Annotated in this window: 22 protein-coding genes and 1 pseudogene; 7 read left to right on the forward strand and 16 right to left on the reverse strand. The window is 44.0% G+C overall.

Annotation, left to right across the window (positions count from 1 at the left end):
* Positions 1-98: 98 nt before the first annotated feature.
* From VSQ62_RS27530 to VSQ62_RS27545, 4 genes are all read right to left on the reverse strand, one after another.
* Positions 99-398: a hypothetical protein gene (locus VSQ62_RS27530; protein ID WP_334638184.1), complete on the reverse strand. Its 300-nt coding sequence runs from the start codon at positions 396-398 to the stop codon at positions 99-101.
* Between the two features lie 74 nt (positions 399-472).
* Entirely contained in the window at positions 473-1954 is a 1482-nt protein-coding gene (gene mobQ, locus VSQ62_RS27535) for a MobQ family relaxase (RefSeq protein ID WP_334638185.1), read from the reverse strand.
* 215 nt (positions 1955-2169) lie between these two features.
* Positions 2170-2442, reverse strand: a complete 273-nt coding sequence (locus tag VSQ62_RS27540; protein WP_334638186.1) for a DUF3847 domain-containing protein — start codon at positions 2440-2442, stop codon at positions 2170-2172.
* Positions 2443-2614: 172 nt separating this feature from the next.
* A complete protein-coding gene (locus VSQ62_RS27545) occupies positions 2615-3142 on the reverse strand; it encodes a hypothetical protein (RefSeq protein ID WP_334638187.1) in 528 nt (175 codons plus the stop codon).
* A 135-nt stretch (positions 3143-3277) separates the two neighbouring features.
* On the opposite strand from VSQ62_RS27545, the gene VSQ62_RS27550 reads away from it, so the two are divergent.
* Positions 3278-3511: a helix-turn-helix domain-containing protein gene (locus tag VSQ62_RS27550; protein ID WP_334638188.1), complete on the forward strand. Its 234-nt coding sequence runs from the start codon at positions 3278-3280 to the stop codon at positions 3509-3511.
* Between the two features lie 142 nt (positions 3512-3653).
* Entirely contained in the window at positions 3654-3884 is a 231-nt protein-coding gene (locus VSQ62_RS27555; RefSeq protein ID WP_334638189.1) for a helix-turn-helix domain-containing protein, read from the forward strand.
* A 94-nt stretch (positions 3885-3978) separates the two neighbouring features.
* On the opposite strand, the gene VSQ62_RS27560 is transcribed toward VSQ62_RS27555, so the two are convergent.
* The 9 genes and pseudogenes from VSQ62_RS27560 to VSQ62_RS27600 all read right to left on the reverse strand — a co-directional run bounded on the left by VSQ62_RS27560 (position 3979) and on the right by VSQ62_RS27600 (position 14342).
* Positions 3979-4569: a transposon-transfer assisting family protein gene (locus tag VSQ62_RS27560; RefSeq protein ID WP_334638190.1), complete on the reverse strand. Its 591-nt coding sequence runs from the start codon at positions 4567-4569 to the stop codon at positions 3979-3981.
* A complete protein-coding gene (locus tag VSQ62_RS27565) occupies positions 4541-6232 on the reverse strand; it encodes a recombinase family protein (RefSeq protein ID WP_334638191.1) in 1692 nt (563 codons plus the stop codon). The genes VSQ62_RS27560 and VSQ62_RS27565 overlap by 29 nt, the downstream gene beginning before the upstream one ends.
* 60 nt (positions 6233-6292) lie before the next feature.
* Positions 6293-6835, reverse strand: a pseudogene (locus VSQ62_RS27570) (VirD4-like conjugal transfer protein, CD1115 family); the annotation flags it as partial.
* 68 nt (positions 6836-6903) lie between these two features.
* Complete coding sequence (locus VSQ62_RS27575; protein ID WP_334638192.1) at positions 6904-7434, reverse strand: PcfB family protein; 531 nt, start codon at positions 7432-7434, stop codon at positions 6904-6906.
* A 60-nt stretch (positions 7435-7494) separates the two neighbouring features.
* Positions 7495-7773: a hypothetical protein gene (locus tag VSQ62_RS27580; RefSeq protein ID WP_334638193.1), complete on the reverse strand. Its 279-nt coding sequence runs from the start codon at positions 7771-7773 to the stop codon at positions 7495-7497.
* On the reverse strand, positions 7725-7886 hold the full coding sequence (locus tag VSQ62_RS27585; protein WP_016219884.1) for a hypothetical protein: 162 nt from the start codon (positions 7884-7886) through the stop codon (positions 7725-7727). The genes VSQ62_RS27580 and VSQ62_RS27585 overlap by 49 nt, the downstream gene beginning before the upstream one ends.
* Positions 7887-8087: 201 nt before the next feature.
* Positions 8088-13367: a SpaA isopeptide-forming pilin-related protein gene (locus VSQ62_RS27590; RefSeq protein ID WP_334638194.1), complete on the reverse strand. Its 5280-nt coding sequence runs from the start codon at positions 13365-13367 to the stop codon at positions 8088-8090.
* Positions 13368-13376: 9 nt separating this feature from the next.
* Positions 13377-14033 (reverse strand): hypothetical protein, encoded by a 657-nt coding sequence (locus tag VSQ62_RS27595; protein ID WP_334638195.1) that lies wholly within the window; start codon positions 14031-14033, stop codon positions 13377-13379.
* 33 nt (positions 14034-14066) lie between these two features.
* Positions 14067-14342, reverse strand: a complete 276-nt coding sequence (locus VSQ62_RS27600) for a hypothetical protein (RefSeq protein ID WP_022746166.1) — start codon at positions 14340-14342, stop codon at positions 14067-14069.
* Between the two features lie 354 nt (positions 14343-14696).
* Between VSQ62_RS27600 and VSQ62_RS27605 the strand changes: the two genes are divergently transcribed.
* From VSQ62_RS27605 to VSQ62_RS27620, 4 genes are all read left to right on the forward strand, one after another.
* The gene (locus tag VSQ62_RS27605) at positions 14697-15587 is read left to right on the forward strand and encodes a serine hydrolase domain-containing protein (protein ID WP_334638196.1); all 891 of its coding nucleotides are present in this window, start codon (positions 14697-14699) and stop codon (positions 15585-15587) included.
* A 265-nt stretch (positions 15588-15852) separates the two neighbouring features.
* Complete coding sequence (locus VSQ62_RS27610) at positions 15853-16440, forward strand: GNAT family N-acetyltransferase (RefSeq protein WP_334638197.1); 588 nt, start codon at positions 15853-15855, stop codon at positions 16438-16440.
* A gap of 61 nt (positions 16441-16501) precedes the next feature.
* Entirely contained in the window at positions 16502-16708 is a 207-nt protein-coding gene (locus VSQ62_RS27615; RefSeq protein WP_334638198.1) for a hypothetical protein, read from the forward strand.
* A 96-nt stretch (positions 16709-16804) separates the two neighbouring features.
* On the forward strand, positions 16805-17626 hold the full coding sequence (locus VSQ62_RS27620; RefSeq protein ID WP_334638199.1) for a hypothetical protein: 822 nt from the start codon (positions 16805-16807) through the stop codon (positions 17624-17626).
* Positions 17627-18440: 814 nt separating this feature from the next.
* Here the strand turns inward: VSQ62_RS27620 and VSQ62_RS27625 are convergent.
* On the reverse strand, positions 18441-18659 hold the full coding sequence (locus VSQ62_RS27625) for a helix-turn-helix domain-containing protein (protein WP_334638200.1): 219 nt from the start codon (positions 18657-18659) through the stop codon (positions 18441-18443).
* Positions 18660-18766: 107 nt separating this feature from the next.
* Here VSQ62_RS27625 and VSQ62_RS27630 point away from each other — a divergent pair, with 107 nt between their 5' ends.
* Positions 18767-19177, forward strand: coding sequence for a hypothetical protein (locus VSQ62_RS27630; RefSeq protein WP_334638201.1), 411 nt, complete (start codon positions 18767-18769; stop codon positions 19175-19177).
* 64 nt (positions 19178-19241) lie between these two features.
* Here VSQ62_RS27630 and VSQ62_RS27635 read toward each other — a convergent pair whose 3' ends face one another.
* Positions 19242-19697: an RNA polymerase sigma factor gene (locus VSQ62_RS27635; protein WP_334638202.1), complete on the reverse strand. Its 456-nt coding sequence runs from the start codon at positions 19695-19697 to the stop codon at positions 19242-19244.
* Positions 19694-20350 carry a sigma-70 family RNA polymerase sigma factor gene (locus VSQ62_RS27640; RefSeq protein ID WP_334638203.1) on the reverse strand — a complete coding sequence of 219 codons (657 nt, stop codon included), beginning with the start codon at positions 20348-20350 and terminating at the stop codon, positions 19694-19696. The genes VSQ62_RS27635 and VSQ62_RS27640 overlap by 4 nt, the downstream gene beginning before the upstream one ends.
* Positions 20351-20553: the final 203 nt, after the last annotated feature.

Below are 20553 nucleotides of genomic sequence, written 5' to 3' on the forward strand. Positions count from 1 at the left end.
GGGCGATAAAACCACGTGATTTAATAGTTTTACCGCCCCTGTTTTGTATAGGTGACTATTATTTAATTTTTTCTCATCCTAAAAGTTACATGGCAGAATTATTTTCCTGCCACATCTTTTGATTTATTTTTTACACTATCAATTCTATACCATAAATAAAATATACTACTACCTGCCGCTACCAATAAACTTATCCCCAAGATTATATCCATTCTTATAATTTCATAAACACCGACAATTATTAATCCAAAACTAATGGCTACGGCACACCAAAAACATAATGCCGGTACGAATGATTTACGCTTTCTTTCTTTATCTGATTGAATATATTCTTCTGTCCTTTCCCAAAACAGAAATTCTGTGATACCGCTGATTATTATTTCAAAAATATCTTTCATAAGCTCAATCCTTCCCCAATAAACTCAAGTTATCCATATATTTTCATATCTATTGTATCACTCATCCACCTCTATTACAATTCCATATTTTTCCGCTTTATTTTTGTTTTGGTTTGTTCGGTCTGTACGGTCTGTTCCACGCATTTCCTAATTGTTTCCGCTTCCTGCACTTCATCCTGTAGGCTATGGACTTCGCTGTACAGGCATCTCTTTTCTGAAGCAAGGGTTTTTATTTCCGCTTTCCATCCTTTCAAATCCAGTATATTATTCGTGCCTAAATGCTCTTTCAGATAACGTTCTGCGGTCTGATATAGTATCAATTCAGCGGTATGCTCGTCGTAAAAGCGTTCCTTCTTTCTCGGCTTTGTCTGCTTGTACTCCTTGTAAACAGGGCGGTATTTGAGGTACTTCTCGGACTGGTCTACCAGTTCTTTCCGCTCGTGTATCTGCTTTTCTGTCTGCTTGATGCGCTTATTGGTATCCCGGTAACGCTTCTTTATCCCCGATACAGTATCTTGGAATTGTGCAAGCGTTGTAATCTCTCTCCCTTGCAGGAAGCTGACTGCCTTGGCATATGCTTTTAAATCTCTGGCTCTCCCATAGCCGCTCTGTTGGGTGTTGCCCTCCTGCATGGCTTTGTTTAAGTAATCCAACAAAGTGAGGGATTGATTTTGATTGGATTGGATATGATTGATAGATGGTTTCTCCACTTCCTGAACTGCCATCTGCCTTATCCATAACGTAAGACGGGCAATCTGCCTGCGTACCTCTAACAACAGGTGGTTCTGTTTCCGTATCTCATTGTTCCGCTCCCCCTTGTCTGTTATAACGCCCCTCCGCTCCATCTGGGTAGCCGCAACTCCCATATGTACAGTCGGTATCTTATCAATCCCCTGCCGTTCATAGGAACGGTGGTCAATGCGTTCCGGGCAGTTCTGCTCCGCAAGGTAACGGTTCGTGACGTCTGCCCACGCTTTTCTCCAAACCTCTGCTTTTTCCTTGTCATTCCAGTCTACTGTGTTGATTTTACGGGTTTTGAATGTCCCATTTTTCAGCTTCACACGCTGGCCGTCTTTATCTAAGATATATTCTTTCCGGGATTTTGCTCCCCACTCGCCGGATTCTGCAAGCGGACGCATGGTAAGCATGATATGTGCGTGTGGGTTTCCATCCTCCTTATCATGGATGGCAATATCGGCGCACATGCCAGCCGACACAAAATTCTCCGTCACATAATCCCTTACAAGCTGTATCTGCTGTTCCCTATCCAGTTCTACCGGGAGTGCAATCTCAACTTCCCTTGCAAGCTGTGAGTTCCTCGCTTTCTCGGTTTTCTCCACGCTGTTCCATAAAACGGAACGGTCTGAAAAATCCGGCGGGGCATGGGATGGCAGGAGGATTTCTGTATGGACAATCCCCCTTTTCCTTGTGAAGTCATGGGTAATTCCGTCATAATCATTGGTGAGGGTTTCACCGCTTCTGTAAGCAGAAGCCGCAACCGCTGACTTCCCTTTCCCCCGGCTGATTATCTTTATACTGCAATGGTAAATTGCCACGCTGTCAACCTCCTTCCGGGTGGCTCGTCCAAACTTTGCGGACAGGTGCGCTCCGTTCTTTGGAGTGTGCCTGTCTGCAAAGTACACAAGGGGTAGGGCACCGCCCGTAGGGGAGTGTAGCTCCCCTGTGCCTGCCGAAAGGCTGGCATAAGCCCTCGGCAGAGCGCACACACCTGTCAAGGTGTATAAGTGCGCCCTTGTCAAACAAGGGAGATTTAATTCTCCCCTTTGTCCCTTATGATTTTCCGCAAATATTCCTGCGCCTGCATAGACCGAAGCGCGACCTCCAGCAAGCCTTTTATTTGTTCGTTTCCGTATTGTTCCGGCTGTTCCAGAAGGCTCTCCAATATCGCTCCACGTTCAATAAGACGATGCGTTCTTGCTTTCCTTTCTTCGCTTTTCTGCTGGTTGAGAAGTTTCCGTCTTTTATTCTGCAACTGCCTTATTTCTTCCTCTGCTTTAGCAATTTTTTCACTAATATCTGCCATATAAAATCTCCTTTTTGAAAAATAAAAAAGCAATCATTGTTTTCTCGATTGCTTTTCTTTTCTGCATTATTTTGTTATTCCAGAATTTTTAACATTTTTTTAAGAAGTATAAATATTACTTCATAGCTGTTCATCTGATGACTGATGTATGAACATTTTCATCCTATTCCGATTATTTATATTGGATTTCAAATTCATCGGGATTGTCTTTGATATTATTTTGAGTGTCAACATCTTCCGTATTGAAGTCTGTAACATACTCAAAGGAATAGGAAATTTCCCCTTTTTTGAAATCTTTTTCAGAAGTAAATACATCTACAGTGACCTCATTTGGATATCCACTTAAATCATATGAAAAGCGTACGCTATGGAAATCATTGTCAAGGACATGCTGTATAATCTCACTGGAGCAGGCCTCCCTGTCTAATATAGCCTCTTTATCCGCAATGACATTAATGCTGAGTTCGTACCAGTTAGCGGAGGTCGTATTATGGGATGATAGAACATCCATTTCAACAGGCTCTTTTGTACATCCAGATAACAGGACACATGATAGTAAACTTGATAGACCTACCCGTTTCATTATTCCTATATTCATATGTCCGTCATTGTGTGTACAGATTAACTGCCGCCATCCCAGATATTTCTTAATCCACTTAAACCAATAAATTGTATACTTACCTTTTTTTCTCAATTCCATTTTCCTTCCCCTTCTAAGAACATTAGTTTGTAATATTAGTATTATAATACTTCTTGTAGATTATAAAATTACTATAATAAGTATACAATAAAAATGCAAGCAAAATGTTTCTACACAAACCGGCAGGAGATTACAATGGTGGATGAAGATTACGGTCGCTTAGAGATTCGGCTGGCTGAACTCATGGAGGAGAAGGGTTTAAACAGATACAAACTATCCTTAAAAGCGGCGATGAACTGGAATCAAGTGAATAATTATTGTACTAACAATATCAGTCGATTAGATACTTTTGTCCTCTGTAAACTTTGCACTGTACTTGAATGCGATATTCAAGATTTATTGGTTTTCATCCCATCGGAGAAAGGCTAATTGGTTTATTAAACGTCCTCTTTTTAGAACTTATGTTTCTTATACTTGTATTCTACTACTTATTTAGGGTTATAAACACTCTATCACAAATGTAGAATAAACTTGTTTCAAAGGAACTATTTAATCTTTATGAGGTGAAAACGTGGACGAAAACTATGGACGCTTAGAGATTAGATTGAATGAACTGCTAAAAGAACGGGGGTTAAGTAAAAATAAGCTGTCACATAAAGCAGAAATGAATTGGAAACAGATTGATAATTATTGCACCAATAACATTTCCAGACTGGATGTATTTGTTTTATGTAAGCTATGTACTGTACTGGATTGTAGTATACAAGATTTACTGGTGTTCTATCCACCCGAAAAATCTTAACTTAACCCTGTCTCTATTCAATCAGGATAACAGCTATTCTTGTATAAGAGAAAAGACATTCCTGCAGAATGCCTTTCCCTGTTATCCTCGTCTCTTATAACGCTATATTATTTTTTCTGTTTTTATCTCTGTCAATTTTTGACTTTCTTACGTGCTCTCCGGCTTTTGCTAAACGATTTCTTATAGAACTGTCACGTTCCGCAAGTTTGCGGTTCTTTGTACTGGAAATCAGTTCTGAACTGCTATTTTCTGATAATAAGGATAGTTTTTGTATTGTTCTGCCGACAATCCTCTTTGTAAGTTCATCAGCGATTCTAGGCTCAATAGATTTTAGTGTATCTACGGTGTCCCGTTTGCCCTCTCCGCCAAACTGATAGATTAGATTGATTTCATCTGGACTAAATCTCACCATTCCTTTACCGCTTTCTTTCTGCCTGCTAATGCCAGTGCATTTCACTGTGTTCCTGACGCTCCCATAGGTATCTCTTGCGGTTATCCTGCCTGTATCGTCCGTCTGGCGCACTTCTGCTCCAATTTCCCCTTTCTGCTCTATAACAAGCCAGTGGGCATTGTCACCAGCTTTTGTATATACAATGCCCTGTTCGCAGGAATACTGGCTATTCTTTTTATACTCTCCCCGGCTGTCATAATAGCCTTTAATCTTTTCTATATGCTCCCGTTTCATTACACGCTCCTTCCTCGGTACTGTCCCTGTCCGGCTCCGGTATCTTTACCTGCCCGACAAAGTTAAAATATACGTCTACCTTCTGCCGCCTGTTCTTCCTGCCGCCTGTGGCTTCGTGGACAACCACTTTTTCAATGAACTCATTCAGCATAGGTGTGGTTAATTCCTTAAAATCTGTATATTTCCGCACAACAGCTATAAATTTATCAGCTTTCATGTTATCTTCATCAAAATCAGCAACCTGTGCCTTTAGTTCTTCAATCTCCGTTTCCAACACTGTCTGCTCCCTGTCGTATTCATCCAGAAGCCGTTCAAAATGCTTGTCTGGTATTTTCCCTGTGGCATTGCCCTCATATAATTTCTTGATTAGGACATTCAATTCCTCAATGCGTCCCTCCGATTCCAGAAGCCGCTTTTTCTGCTCCTTCTGGCTTTCCGCCATATGGGTAGCTGTGGCACTCCGCACTTTATCGGCAAATGCCTGCTCGTCCTGCCGCACATAGTCGCTTACTTCCCGGATTGCCGTCAAAATCAGTTCCCACAAAACGGAAGTCTTGATATAATGGGCAGTACAGTCACGAGTACGCTGCCGGTAGCTGCCACAGGTATAAGAATTGTCTGCATCATACTTTACCGCTTTTGTCGGGCTTGGCTGCCTGTGCGTCATTTTATGCCCGCAATCAGCGCAATAGACAAGCCCTGTTAATGGGTGGGGTGGCCTGTCATAACTTGGCTTCCTGACGGTCTTCCTCAATTTCTGCGCCAGATTCCATGTTTCCTCGTCCACTATGGCAGGATGGGTATTTTTAAAAACCATCAATTCATCCGGGGTCGCTTTCCTGCGTTTCTTTGTTTTATAGCTGACGCTGATTGTCTTGCCTAACACTGTATGCCCCATATATTCCTGTTTTGCAAGGATAGACGCAACAACGGTAGGAGACCATAAATATGGGCTTGTAAAGCCTTTGCTGTGGTCATTTTCCGGGCAGTGGATTTTGGCATATGCCGCCGGTATCAGGACTTTTTCATCACGTAGCGTATTCGCAATAAGGGTAACGCCTTTACCTTCAATCACCATCTGGTAAATCCGGCGCACAACTGCGGCAGGCTCTTCATCAATGATTAGCTTCTGCTTGTCGTCTGGGTCACGCAAATATCCGTAGGGAACGCTTGGGGAAACACGTTTCCCCTCCTGCATACGTGCTTTAAACACTGCCTGTATCTTGCGGCTTGCGTCCCTTGCATACCACTCGTTCATGATATTTAAAAAGGGTGTGAAATCGCTGTCCTGCTGGTTTTCACTGTCTATGCCATTATTGATTGCGATAAAACGCACTCCTTTTTCTTTGAACATGACCTCTGTGTAAAATCCCACTTTCAGGTAATCCCGACCGAAGCGGCTCATATCCTTGACTATGACTACCCCGACTTTCCCAGCTTCAACCTTTTCAATCATGGCTTTGAATCCCTCACGCTCAAATGTGGTGCCGCTCACTCCGTCATCGGTAAAATGCCGGATATGGGAATATCCGTTTTTGGTAGCATAATTTTCAAGTAGCTGTTTCTGGTTCGTAATGCTGTTGCTTTCCCCTTGGAGTTCGTCATCCCGGCTTAAACGCTCGTATAATGCGGTGATTTTTCCTGCTTTTTCCTGTGTCCTCATAGTCTGTACCTCGCTTTCTTAAGGCTGGAATATTCTCTGTCCTTGGGAGAGTAACACGTTCGGATCAGTGACACAATAGCTGACATTCGGCGTCATCTGCATGAGCTGCGGCTTCACATAGAACCGTGTCTTGCCGCTTCCACTTCCTCCGATAATGATTACATTTTTATTTCTGGCAAACTTTGGCTGCTTCGGCCTGCTGTTCATGGTAAGGCGTTCCGTCTGCGTTAAAAGGATGTTATTCTCAAAGACCGGATCTATATACGGGGCAATGTCTTTCGGCGTTCCCCACCTTGCAGAGCCGTACTCTACTCCCTGCCGGTATTTCTTCGCATTTTTGCCTTTCAGATATACCATGAGCTTCACAGCCACAGCCCCGGCCACTCCGGCCAGCAGATCACCCCCATGAATACTCGGAATCGGATTTTCAAACGCCAGTTGGAAATTTAAGAACAGCGCCATCGACTTTTCTATCATGGAATCCCCTACACAATGGCGGTACAGCCACGCTAATTTATCCACCAGATAAAACACAATCACATAGGGGATATTCAGCATTGCCAGACGCTTCGCATCTACGGGAGGCATTTTCTCCCGGATCATGCTTTTTAATTTTCCGGACAACGGCACGGATTTTTTCTCTGCTGCAGGTTTCTTTTTCTGTCTCCCACTCAATGCTCCGGCCCCCGTTCCTTCTGTTTCGTCTTTTCCCGCTCCCTGTGCTTTGCAACCCGCTCCTTCGCCAGTTCCAGCTTCCTGCGGACGGATGGTTTCTTGCTTTTATTCAGCGACTTCCCGGTATATTCCTTAAATGCCGCCGTCATGACATCCACATCCTTTGCCTTGAAAAATACAAAATAACGGGGCGGGGAGATGGATGTGTCTTTTTTCAAGCTGAAATCAATGCTGTATTTCCGGGCACATTTCTCAAAGGATTTGATATTGCCGTCTGTCACTTCAATATTGGAAAGCTGGCATCCTTGATTCATCAGCTTCTCCATGCTCTGTTTCCCGTGGCTTTTAGCAGCTCCTTTCTCCGCTTTCTGCACTGCCTGTTTCTCCATTTTTTTCTGCATCCCGTTCCGCTTCTCCTGTTCCATCTTTGCCAGCGCTTTCAGCATGGCGGCTTTCAGAATCCTTGCGGAGATCTTGCCGCCATTGACGCATAGAGATACAGTTTTCTCATTTACCTCGTCCTGCAAGGCGTTCCCCCTCCTTTCCTGCGGATTGTTTTTTCTCCCCCATCTCCCGTAAAATTTTTTTCAGACAGTAACCGATACATGGGGAATGCCTGCCGTATGGACATCCTTGACAGCCGCCACCGCCATTTCCGCTAAATTCCTGCGGCAGAGGATTTTCGGAAACATCCACTGATGCCGGACTCTCCTTCGGGAGAAGGTAATAACATTCCTCCTGGCTGCAGCCTTTCCGCTTTCCTTTCCAGAAATAGCAGTGTTTACAGTCACCCGGCCTGTCTCCCGCATATCTCCTGTTATCCCTCGCCCGGTTCCGGCTGTCTGTCCTTCCTGCCTGCATCCCATTCCCCTCTCTGCCTCATTTCCTCCATCCGCTGGTCCTCCTGCGCCCCTGCCCGGATGCACGAGTACAGCGTGACCGCCACAAATACGCCTGCGGCGGCAATGATTCCTTTCATTCTGCTTCACCCCTTTCCATATGGGGAACTGCCATACATCAATTTCTGTGTGGATATATTCCCAATTTAAAACCTGTAATGGACAGTTCCCCATATACAAGCATAAAAAACGCTTACAGATTCTTTCTGCAAACGCCCATATGTCTTATTAAATTATTATTGTGTTGCAATGAGCGTTTTCTTGGATTGCTCCAAACGCTGTCAGTCCTCCTTCCTTTTTCTGTAGAATATAATCACAGAGCTTGCTATCCCGCAGACTGCAATCCCGGCCAAGGCAAGCCATAACCAGAACGGCCTGTCATCCCCTGTTTTCGGAGTCTCAGCAGACGGCGTTTTCGGTTTCGGTGTTTCCTTCGGCTGATCCGGTTCGTCCGGCTCCGCTTCATCCTTCATCGAAACCTTCTGGATCTCCCCGGTATCCTTAACTTCAAACTTCACATCTTCTGCCACAAGATAGCCGTCCGGCGCACTTTCCTCATGCAGTGTGTATTCCCCGATTGGCAGCATTTCCATATAATGCGGCTTATTCCCGGAAGTCCAGCTTTCTACTTCTTTCCCGTCTTTATCCAGAATGGAAAGTTTTGCCCCTGGCAGTTCCTTCCCGGCTATGTCTGTCTTGGAAATCTCCACCTTTGTCACATCATCCTTCATATCCACCTTCTGCACTTCTCCTGTATTCTCCACAACAAACTCAATGCTCTCCGCAGTCACATAGCCCTCTGCAGGCTGTGTCTCTGTCATGGTATATTTTTTACCAACTACTAATTCTTTGATGATATGCGGCTCCTTGCCGGAAACCCACTCATCCACAAGATTGCCGTCCTCATCCGTTACCTTAAGCTTCGCACCCTCTACCTCTTTTCCATCTGTAAGGGATGTTTTGGTAAACTCAAATACCGTAGGAACATTTTCAAAGGCAAATTCATAGGAAATGCTTTCTTGCTCCGCATCTTCATAGGTGAAGTCAAATTCCTTTGTTTCACCTTCGCTGGTAAATCCCGGAGCGGGGGCCGTTTCTTTCACATAATAAGGGAACCCAATCGGGAGGGCAGCCGCAAATGACAGCTTCCCATCTTCGTCCGTGGCTTTTTCCTCAATCACCGTATCCGCCTCCATGATCACTTCGCCATCTTTATTGGTGATGTCCTCTTTCGCACAAAGGGCGAATACCGTCCCTTCCACTGCACGGTCAGAATCTTTCTCCGTCTTTATTACATTGACTTCTGCTTTCTGGCGGTTATTCTGCCAGTCCGTAGAGAACGTGACAACCGCTGTGTCCTGATCACGGTAAGTCAGGTCAATCTCCCGGATTTCCCCGTCAAGGACATAACCCTCTGCTGTTTCTTTCTCCTTCACATAATATTTCCCAAGAGGGAGATTGTCCAGTTTTGCAATCCCGCTATCGTCCGTGGTGATGGCAGCTATCAGCTCATCCTTTTTATAATAATCCTCACTCTCCCCATCTGCCGCTTTTATATCCTCCAGGGCATACACTTCAAAGACAACATCTTTCAGTGAGCCGGTGACATACTCAAACAGATGCGTGATCCAGCCGCCAATGCTGTCCAGCAACGATACATTTTCTAAAAACTCCCCTTCTTTGTTGATCAGGAGCGTACCTGTCGGCACATCGTCCTTCATCTCCACTTTTTGGATTTCAGCCGTATCTTCCACGGTAAACGTGATTTCTTCTGCCTTTAAATACCCATAAGGCGCTAATTCCTCCCGGAGCGTATAAGTTTCTCCGACGGTCAGCCGCTTAATGATATGTTCCTCTCCTTTGACGGATTTCCATGTATCTACGATATTCCCGTCTTTATCAAGGACAGTCAATGCTGCCCCTTCCAGTTCCACGCCTGTTGCAAGGTCTGTCTTTTTAATGGAAACGGTTGTCGGTTCATTTTTAAATTCAGACACATATTCTGCAACTTCTACATCCTGCCCCTGGTATGCTGCAGATACTTCAATGGTTTCATCGGAAGATACATAGCCTGCAGGAGCCTGTTCCTCCCGGATGTAATATTCCCCGAAAGGCAGATCCAGGTCAAAGACTGCCCTGCCATCTTCCCCTGTCATGGCTTCACCAAGCAGCATATCCGCTTTAACAATCACTTCCCCATGTGCGAAAATATCAGCCTTCGCATACAGTCCAAAGACTGCCCCCGCTACCACAGATTCATTCTCTGCATCTTTCTTCACCACTGCAATCGCCACCTTCTGGCGGTCATTCTCAAATGTGGCTGTCTGTTCAATGATTGGCGTGTTCTGGTCTGTGTAAGCAAAGGTAATGGTCTGCGCCTCTCCATTCAGCACAAACCCTTCCGGGGCTTTTGTTTCTTCTGCCCGGTATGTACCAATCGGAAGGTTTTCAATCGACGCTTTCCCGTCTTTATCTGTCACCAGCGTATCCACCAATACGCCAGAAGCATATTCAAGAATTCGGTTCCCGTTTTCGTCCTTCTGGAAATCAGCGGTGTAAATATCCTCTGCCGCATAAACTTTGAACTCTGCACCCTCTAATGTTTCCACCTCATACCGGAAATCCTTATCATCGTACCGGTTCAGCACTTCACCCTTCTTCACGATATGCAGCTCACCCTTTACCGGATGGTTTTCATAGACAACATCAATGATAACATCCCCTGACACATCGTCCATCTGGTACAGCGTATCTGAATCCACGGACACTTCATAATAATTCTCATTCAGCGTATAGCCAGACGGGGCATTGACTTCCTCTATCCGATAATGACCGATTTTCAGGTTCTGCGGCAAAATCAGATAACCTTCGCTGTCCGTGAAATAGGATTTATGTGTTACCACGGTCGGGTAAGTCGTCACCTGCTCCACATATTTCTCGTTGTCCAGGTCATACACCTTGAACTCTGTATTTTCTGCAAGCACAGCTTTCTTCGTTTCATCGTCCTGCTTCACGATTTTCAGCTTCGCTTCAAATTCATCGTCCAGAAGCACCCGCCATACCTGCGGCGTCGTCGGCTTATGCTCTGTGACATGCACAAGGAAGTCCTTGACCGGCGTATAATTATGCGGCGTGGTCGTTTCTTTCACAATGTACGTCCCAAACGGGAGCGGGATGCTGCAGGCATAGCCCCTTTCATCAGTGAAGATTTCCGTTGCCCCGTTCTCCCCGATTGCCACCGGTTCAGCGGAATCAAAATCATACCCGCCATTTTCTTTCTTATCCAGGGAAGATACCAGCCATGCGGTAAACCCTGCGCCGGATAATAAATCCGCATCGGTTTTCCCATTGTCTGCCGCCTTGATGATCTGGAACGGCTGCTTTTTCACCTGTTCCGGGGATGTGCAGTCACGCTCTACCGTATCAACTAAATCTCCCTCATAGTTACAAACTAAGTCATACTCCGTTTCATCTGCCAGATAACCCGCAGGCGGCGTGACCTCCTTCACAAAATACTCCCCAAGGTATAAATCTGTGATCTCCGCCTTGCCCTCTTTATCCGTGGTCAGCGTCCCCACCTGCTCCCCGGCTTTATAAAGGACGCCTGTCTTTTTATCCGGGTGTAGGATGTCATTCCTTGCATATAAGCCGTAAACGGCATGTTCCAGCGTTGCGTCCCCCTGTGGGATATTTTTATTGGTTTCCTTATCCTTCTTCTGCAGCCGGATTATGGCGTTGACACGCTCATTAGCAAAAGTATGGGAGAATGTCACTTTCGCTTCCTGGTCATTGGTGTAACTAAACCGGAAAGAATACACATCTTCCGTATTCCTAAGATACCCCTCTGGAGCCTGGATTTCTTTTGCCTCATACCCAAACCCAACCGGAAGGTCTGCCAAAAATGCTGCATTGCCATCACCATCCGTTGTTGCTTTGTCTATCAGTGCGCCTTTGGATACAACAACATTCCCGTCTGCATTGGTGATATTTTCTGAAGCATACAGCCCGAAAATTCCCCCTGCAAGTCCATTTCCCGTATCCTTATCGTTCTTTACCACACGCACATCCGCTTTCTGCCTGTCATTTAAAAATGTAGCATTGGCAAACGCCGCCTCCGCCATCTGCCCGGCATAGGCAATCGCCACATCCTTTGTTTCCCCTTTGTTATAGAAATTCTTCGGAGCCTGCATTTCCTTTACCCGGTATGTGCCAAGATGCAGGTTTTTCAGCGTCACAGAGCCATTGTCCCCGGTCACAAGGTTTTCCGCCACCAGATCCCCGGCTTTATAGACTACCGAGCCATACGGCGTGGTAATATCCTTTGCCGCATAGACATTGAATACAGCGCCCTTCTGTCTACGGCTTTCATAACGGAATGCTGTGCCGTTCTCATTGGAATCCGCACCCGTCAAAACCTCGCCTTCCTTGTAAATCGTCAGATTCCCAAGCTGCTCCACATCCGGGACAGTCGTGGAAGCTGTCTGGTTCGCTTCCAGAGCCACACGGTAAGCAGTCGCATTATACCGGTATCCTGCCGGAGCCGTAATCTCTTTCAGATACACCGTATTCTGTGTCATGACAATTTCTGCTTCCGACGCACCATTACTGTCCGTTGCAGGCATCCTGGTAATCAAGTCCGTACAGTCCTTATCCCGGTAAACGCCGAATACAGCGCCGGAAAGTTTTGCGTTGGCAATGGAATCCACCTTGATTACCTTCACCTTTGCACGTTCCAGCCAGTCCACGGAAAGGCTCACGGAATTGCCGCCTTCTTCCTCATAATAACTCCCAATATCCTGCGTGGCGCTCCCTGTCGGAACGACAAGCGCCTTCCATATCACCCGGATGCTGCCTTTCATTGCTCCGGTATTCCAGTCCCCATTGACCGTCACCGGGGCAGTAAAATAAAAACTTGTCCCACCGGAAACACGGACATTTCCCCCTGTCTGCTTGCTCCCGTCTGTCTTATTATGGAATGTCACATCCTTTGGAAGCTTAATGGTAATGGAATTTCTGGAATCACCGTTCAGCTTCGTTGTCCCCGTCACCTGCTTCGAGCCATCATAGGCTGCTTTCAAAGCGGTCTTGCTCAAACTGATCTGTGGATCGGGCGGCGCAGGCAGGCTTTCCAGATAATTGATCCAACCAAGCACCCCGCACTCCCGCAAATCATCCATCGTGCATCCGGCAAACCCATCCATGCCGCAGTAAAAATAACTGGCCGCGATATGGGTGAACACATACTTTAAATCCTCTCCAAAGGACGGCATATAGCTTGCAGTCACATCCCCTGTGCCGCCATAGCCATAATAAAGCGCTTTCTGCAGGTTCGGATTCCCGTCTATGATCTGGGCGGCGTAGCTCCCTGTATCCGGGGAACCCTTTGCAGACTCCAGGCAATATGCGATCTTCCCATTTACCGTGAAATAACAGGTAGAGTAATTTCCCAGGTTGCCGGGATAATAAATCTTCCTTCCCTTTACCATTGTTGCGGAACCAGAAGCCCTTGCCGTCTGCCTTGCTTCTGCAAACAGAAGGATGCCTTCTTCCTCTGCAATCATTTCCGCATCCTATCTTGTATCTTCTGCCTGTTCCATGCCCTCTATGACCGCTTCCATCTCGGATTCCGTCATGGATTCCTTTGGGATTTCTTCCCCATCTGCCGTCTGCCCTGGCAAATCTCCTTCCCCATCTGCTTCCGTTCCTTCTGAATCATCGGAATGGCTGTTTTCGCTTCCTTCTCTATCTGCCGTCCGCTTTTCAGAAGATGATACAGACATTTTTTCCTTTACAATAATGTTCCTGCTGATATGGTAAGATGGATTCTTACTGGCCGGCTCTACAAAATAAACCGCTTTGTAAGTCCCTGCCTTCCTGATATCAATCTTTTTCCCACCTTTGTCCGTTGCTTCATAGAATGTGATTTTTACTTTATCCGGCGAAAACTCTATGCCGGAAAAATCATGTTCCACGTCAAAGCCACTGTCAATCTCCACGATATGATCTTTTGCAGCCACAATTTCATCCGCATCCAGTTTTTCTTTCACCTTCTCAAAAGCCGGGTACTCCGCTTCATAAGCCACAGTCTCCGGCACTGCCGCATAAACTCCCACCGGCTGTAAGAAGGCTGACAAGACCGTGACCGCCGACAGCAGGCCGGATACAATCCTCTTTACATTTCCTTTCAATATATTTTGTCCCTCGCTTTCTTCATTGTGCAGTCCCATAACTGCCATTATCCTGTCTTTTCCGCTTATTTCCTATCTTCCCATATATCTGTCTCCCTTCGTTTTATTTGCACTGCCAGCCGATAACAGCACATCAATACAGGAAAGCCCTCTGGTCCCGGCATATTCAAACACACCGGAACAAAAAGGCTTCCCTGCATGGCATCTGCTGTTATCCAATCCGGTTTCCCGGACTGGCTTTATTTTATATTGAGCGTTTTCCTGTGTTCCTCCCAGACCCGTTCCCTGCCCCGGCTTCTCTTTCCTGGGGCGTTTTCTCCGGCAAGGTACGCTAAGATGCACACTCAATGCCGGGTATCAATCTGGGCAGGATATGAAATTTTCAAGGTACGAGTGAAAGGGAAATCTTTGAATTGTGATAGTTGGAAATTTTTCAGAAATGTTACCCTTTCACTAATAGCAGACTGGAGAGGGCAAAATACAAGCAGATTTAAAAACTTTTTATTTTTTTTAAATGAACTGAAATATCGAATGAAAAAGACATTTAGATATGCTAGAATATAAAGAACAAACGAAAGTTGAGGGGGAGGCTATAAGGACATGATATTTGAAGAGGAATTGAAGGAATATCATGCAACTGCCCTTAGTGCTGCGGTCATTCGTGATCATCAAATTGCAGACATAATTACAGCGTGAAACAATGTGACAAGCCACACAAGGTTTCAAGTTGCTTCTATCAGTAAGATGGTCTTTACCCTATCGGTACTGCAGTTGGCTGCGGGAAATAAAATATCCCTAAATGATGATATAAGCAAGTACCTCGGTGATATACACTTACAGGATTCTAACGGATTGTCAGCAAAGGCAACTGTACGGCAACTTTTATCCCACACAGCAGGATTCGGGGTTTATGGCTTTGACGAGTATGGATATAGCGATAAGCTCCTGACAACGACTCAGATTATTTTTTTGGAACCCCCATGTATCTATCCAAAGGTGGTGCAGGAATATATACTGGGAAAGCATTGGGTCTATTCCGGGGACGGATTTATGGTATTACAAAAGTGCATCAAAAATATCTCTGATATGCCCTTTGCTGATTTTATGGAGAAAACTGTTCTGCTCCCACTTGATATGACAGACAGAACATATAGACAGGATGTAACAGAGAATACTACCGAGGGTTATTCTGCGGATTTTGGTTCCGATTTAAACGGATATAATCTTATGCAGGAGCAGGCCGCCGGTTTATGGACAACTACCGCAAACTTTGCCAAATTTGGTGTTCATCTTCAAAATATTTTGCGGGGAAAATCAGATTTAATCCCTCAGGCATTTGTGAAAGAGATGATACAACCACAGCACGATGATGTTTTGGACATGGAAAATACAACCTGCAAAACAGGATTGGGCTGCTATTTAAAAGTAATTCATGGTGAAGCATATTTTGGTCATTCCGGTGGAAATTACGCATTTGAATCCCGAATCAATTTTTCTGTTCAAAGTGAAAATGGTTACTGTGTACTGATAAATACCGACAACATTGACCCTATGATTGGAAAGATTCAGGACTATTTTTTAAGACCTGCTTGAAAGTTAACTTCCCATTTATCGGAGAACCGAGCAGAGAGAAAAAAACCGGTATTTACTGAATCAATAATAATATGGAGAGAAACTTATGACGAATTGTGAAATAATAGAAATTGCAATGAGGCAGTCCGCAGAGGATATAGGCTGCCGCGAGGAGGATTTTAAGGCAAATAAAAATGTTATTTCCCCCTTAAAATTGGGAAAGAACGCCCGCAAATATCTGAAAGAGCCGATTACCTGCAATTTCGTTTCCTATGGAAATAATATCGTGACAGCTTCAATAAATGAAACCTTAGATGTGGTGTCCGAGTATGTTGAGAAATTTGAATTTTATCACTGTTTTGAAACACCGAATATGCATTGGCTGAACGAACGCCTAATCGAGAAAAGTCATAAAATATGTTTTATGGCTGAATACTATCTGCCAGACATAAACAGGATGTCCGTTCTTTCTTGTGCTTATAAAACACACATATTGAAGCAGGAGGATTTTAGGGAATTGTATCTGCCAGAATGGAGCAATGCGCTATGCAAAGACCGCAAACATCTGGACATTCTTGGAGTCGGCGCATACGATGGAAATGCACTGGTTGGACTAGCCGCTTGTTCCGCGGATTGCAGAGATATGTGGCAGATTGGTGTGGATGTGCTTCCAAAATACAGACGTCAAGGAATTGCCTCTGCACTGACAAGCGCACTCGCAAAAGAAATACTAAACAGGCATAAAGTGCCATTTTATTGTACGGCTTGGTCTAATATCAGGTCGGTCAGAAACGCTATTAAAAGCGGCTTTGTTCCTGCCTGGGTAGAAATGACCGCAAAACCTGTAACTGTTGTGGATGGAATGAATCTGTAAATTCTCATTTATTGGGGGTCACAGATAAAGAGAAATCGGGATTTGAAAAGGCTAAAACACAATGAGCAAATATAACACTTTATGGGAATATGTACAGAATAATGGAAGTCATTCTTTTAAATTGACTTTTGAAGAAATACAGAACATTTCTGGAATACCGATAGACCACTCTTTTCTAAAATACAAAAAGGAGCTTACAAAATATGGCTATCAGGTTGGAAAAATATCTATGAAAAACCAAACGGTTATCTTTAATACGATTGGTTGATAAATCGGAGTTGACGGAGCTCTTTAGAGCGAGGGATGTTTTTTCTGAAGGGCAAGAATATGTGGAAGAAAACTATAATGATTGGAGTAAATTATAATGAAACGCAGAAAAGGAATTATTATTACAACAATTATCACAATTATAATCTGTTTTGTAACGGTTCCCTTGGGTGTTAATTACGCATTTCGCCATGTGGCACCAGTAGACATATTAGCTGCTCGTTGGGAGGCATCTGATGCCCTTAACTATATTGCAACAACACTGGCATTTATAGGGACATTTTTCTTAGGTTTGGTTGCATGGAAACAAAATACAGATTTGCAAAAAATCGAGACAAATATGTTTATTGCAAATAATTGTTGTGAAGTCTTTTTGGAAAGTATTCAGCTAAAAAGTCTCAATCAAATTGCATGTAATCTTGATACCGAACACATGGAATCTATTGTAGTGGAGAAAGGTATACAAGGGTGTAATTATGGGAGTTTTCAAATTGAAATCTGCCTCAAACGTAAGTCTGGCTATTCTACGCAAGTTCGAGTCAATGAAATGCTGATATTTATTGGTGATGAGACAACTACAATTCCTATCTGGACAAAACGATATGATGATACATTTAATAAAATCGCAATTACAGAAAATTATAATCGGTTCAATGTTACTGTGTTGCTAAAGCCAGAAACCAAAAAGAAAATCATTGATCATTTAAATGATAATTGCAAAATAATGATAGATATAAAAATAGAACTTGTATCTGTAAGTTATGTATCTACCCAAGTGAAATGTCGTGGTGACTTTATAAAATCGAATTCAGACAATCTTGAAAATAATTTTAAACTGTCTGGCAAAGAACCAATGTGTTTCTGGGGTGGAAATATTGTATATTCCGAGAAGGATGTGACTGCAAGAATAACAGCATGAATTTGAGAGGATATTCGCATGAATAATATTGTGCAGTTGCTACCACTTGAAAAAAGACAGAGAGCAATTTATTATTGATAATCAAAAGGCTTTTAATTGCGGAGCAATGGAAGAATTTGGACTGTGAGATAATTATTTTGAAGAAGATGGACAAATTATTGCACGAGAAACAATAGAAAAATCAATTGACAGTGGAGAAACATACCGCATTGTTATTGATGGTGAAACGGCTGGAGGTGTAGTGATTAATGTGAATGGTGATAAGGGAGATTTGAACCTCCTGTTTGTATCACCATATGTTCATAGCAAGGGCATCGGCTATGCTGCATAGTGTGAAATTGAAAAAATACATCCAGAAGTAAAGGCTTGCGAAGATACAAAAAAGGCTATAGTACATGACCTACCATAGCCTTTATTCACTGTATCTTCTCCTATTATCTGTAATTACCAATATATAATCAACGCTAACATCATACTGCTCTGCGAGTTTCATCAATACCCATAACGGTATCTCACGTGAACCATTTTCTTATCTTCTGTACACACCTTCATGGCATCCTAAATATTCGGCTACATCTATCTGCCGTAAATCATGGTCTGTCCTTAAATCCCTGATTCTCCTGTAATGCATACCACACCTCACCATTCGGTTGATTCATTTTTTTATCTTACCATCGGATAGGACATTTCATTTAAAACCAAACTATTTGGTTAGGCGAGAGAAAAATAGTCAATTCTAAAAAAGCAAAATACTTTGCAGGAGAACATGATATAAAAAAAGAGTTATGACATAAGAAATTTATGTGCCATAACTCTATTCACCATATTTTCTCCTATTATCTGTAATCCCAAGCATATAATCAACGCTGACATCATACCTCTCTGCCAGCTTCATCAATGCCCATAGCGGTATCTCACGCACTCCATTCTCATATCTTCTGTATACACCTTCATGGCATCCCAAAAACTCTGCCACATCTATCTGCCGTAAATCATGGTCTGTCCTCAAATCCCTGATCCGCCTGTAATACATATTCCACCTCACCGTTTGGTTAGATTTATTCTTTCAAATTCTACCACCAGATGGTATACTTTATCCAAAACCGAACCATTTGGTTAGGATACTGGAGGTTACGGGAAATGAAGAAAACAGGAATCTTAATTTTATTGTCATGCAGCATGATATGTGGGTGTTCCAAAGAATATATTGAAATGGACATTCTCTCTTCCCACAACACAACATCCGTCAACTGGTATGAGCTGGATATTGATGTCATTGCCGATGAAGATGATGTAGCGGATAAAGAAGCATGTTCCAAGGAAATCATACAGCATATCCTTGACAATGATTTCCACAGTGCACGCTTTTCATTTGATATAAACGGATATCCTAACAATGTGTCCGTAGATGTATTCACTTCTGAAAAAAATGCACAAAAAGGTAAGAAAGATTATTCTTTTGAATACGTTACAGAATTTAATACAGAAAACCCTGATGTACAAAATAATATCAAAGACAATCCAGGAGAATTTGAAGTACAATACGAATAAAATATCCCTGATGGCAGGACTCCACTATGCGACACGATGTCGCAAAGTGGAAAACCATGTGCTTTCAGAAATATCCCCCTTGAATTCCCTGCTCTTTCATTTTCCGGCATAACTCTTCTAATATCCGTTTCCGGCGGTTCTGTATCGTTTTCCGGCTGCATCCAAGAATCTTTGCCGTATCTGTTACCGTAGCTTCCGCAAAATACAGCAGCTCAATCAGCCTGGCGTCCTCTGTGGGCAGACTTTCCAGGACTTCCCTCACTTTATCCCGGCAGATATTACGCAAAACTGTTTCCTCCAATCCCTCTGCCACATCGTGGAAATGCCCGGAACCATTCCCCCTGCCCTCTAAGCTGTCCAGACTGCATATGCCATGTTTCCGGCTCCGCTCCTTCTGGTACCGCTCCCTGCGCCGTGACCGATACCATTCTAAATAAACCTCCCTGGTTACATCCACTAATGTACCGTCCGCCATCCGCAGCACATAATGATCCCGTTCCTTCGGCTGTTTCCCTCTCATGCCCTGCCCTCCCCACAGCATATCCTGTAATCAGGGCAATTCTGAGAAGCCTGATAATTTTTACGGATGCTGCGGACTGCCTGGGAAATCATTGCGGATACCGCCTGCTGGCTGATGCCTAATTCCTTTGAAATCTGCTCCTGTGTTTCTTCCTGCAGGTAGTATTTTTGAATGACATATTTCTGCCTTGCCGATAAAATCCCCAATATTTCTGCCACCGTCTCCTGCCTTGTCAAATGCTCTAACATGGATTCTGCCAGGTTTTCCATTACCGACCAATCCTCGGATACATCGCTGTAAGAAACATTCCAGCTCCGTTCCTTTTCTTCATGGTTCCGGTTCAGCCGGTCTTCTCCTTCCAGCACAAGCCGCAGATACCATTCCCTGTTTTCAAAAAATTGTTCCGGCAGGATAACCGTCTTTCCATCTGCCAGATACAGATAATCCCTGCATGAGTGAAGTAAAAACACTGTGAAATGTTTTCCCACCTGATAAAGCGCATAACCGCTCTGATAAGCGGATATTTCCGAATCCAAACCAAGCCTTTTCTGTGCTATTGCCGACCTGGATGACCTTAGCTGTTTTGCCGTTGGAAGTTTTACTTCAAAACCCGGCACATCCACAATTCGTTTCAATTCCTGCAATGTCAGCATATATACCGCCTTTCTGCCCGAAGGCTGCGGGCGGCCCGGAAAGCTGGCATCACAGGGATTGTCCGATACAGCAGGAAGGCAGTAAAATAACGCTCCCGGCTCACCCGTTTTTTTTAACGGGAGCCAAGAACTCCTTTTACTGCCCTTGCCAGTCCATATCTTTATCCTTACATTTTCCTGATGATCCTGACCTTTTTATCTGC

Source organism: Sporofaciens sp. JLR.KK001 (assembly GCF_036941055.1).
Classification (GTDB): Bacteria; Bacillota; Clostridia; order Lachnospirales; family Lachnospiraceae; genus Sporofaciens.

Bases quoted from the DNA above. Each gene is read 5' to 3' on its own strand.
- VSQ62_RS27595 (WP_334638195.1), bottom strand. From the start codon at position 14,033: ATGGGACTGCACAATGAAGAAAGCGAGGGACAAAATATATTGAAAGGA.
- VSQ62_RS27615 (WP_334638198.1), top strand. From the start codon at position 16,502: ATGAGCAAATATAACACTTTATGGGAATATGTACAGAATAATGGAAGT.
- VSQ62_RS27590 (WP_334638194.1), bottom strand. From the start codon at position 13,367: ATGATTGCAGAGGAAGAAGGCATCCTTCTGTTTGCAGAAGCAAGGCAG.
- VSQ62_RS27545 (WP_334638187.1), bottom strand. From the start codon at position 3,142: ATGGAATTGAGAAAAAAAGGTAAGTATACAATTTATTGGTTTAAGTGG.
- VSQ62_RS27625 (WP_334638200.1), bottom strand. From the start codon at position 18,659: ATGTATTACAGGCGGATCAGGGATTTGAGGACAGACCATGATTTACGG.
- VSQ62_RS27635 (WP_334638202.1), bottom strand. From the start codon at position 19,697: ATGAGAGGGAAACAGCCGAAGGAACGGGATCATTATGTGCTGCGGATG.
- VSQ62_RS27565 (WP_334638191.1), bottom strand. From the start codon at position 6,232: ATGAGGACACAGGAAAAAGCAGGAAAAATCACCGCATTATACGAGCGT.
- VSQ62_RS27585 (WP_016219884.1), bottom strand. From the start codon at position 7,886: ATGAAAGGAATCATTGCCGCCGCAGGCGTATTTGTGGCGGTCACGCTG.
- VSQ62_RS27640 (WP_334638203.1), bottom strand. From the start codon at position 20,350: ATGCTGACATTGCAGGAATTGAAACGAATTGTGGATGTGCCGGGTTTT.
- VSQ62_RS27530 (WP_334638184.1), bottom strand. From the start codon at position 398: ATGAAAGATATTTTTGAAATAATAATCAGCGGTATCACAGAATTTCTG.
- VSQ62_RS27560 (WP_334638190.1), bottom strand. From the start codon at position 4,569: ATGAAACGGGAGCATATAGAAAAGATTAAAGGCTATTATGACAGCCGG.
- VSQ62_RS27540 (WP_334638186.1), bottom strand. From the start codon at position 2,442: ATGGCAGATATTAGTGAAAAAATTGCTAAAGCAGAGGAAGAAATAAGG.
- VSQ62_RS27550 (WP_334638188.1), top strand. From the start codon at position 3,278: ATGGTGGATGAAGATTACGGTCGCTTAGAGATTCGGCTGGCTGAACTC.
- VSQ62_RS27630 (WP_334638201.1), top strand. From the start codon at position 18,767: ATGAAGAAAACAGGAATCTTAATTTTATTGTCATGCAGCATGATATGT.
- VSQ62_RS27580 (WP_334638193.1), bottom strand. From the start codon at position 7,773: ATGGGATGCAGGCAGGAAGGACAGACAGCCGGAACCGGGCGAGGGATA.
- VSQ62_RS27620 (WP_334638199.1), top strand. From the start codon at position 16,805: ATGAAACGCAGAAAAGGAATTATTATTACAACAATTATCACAATTATA.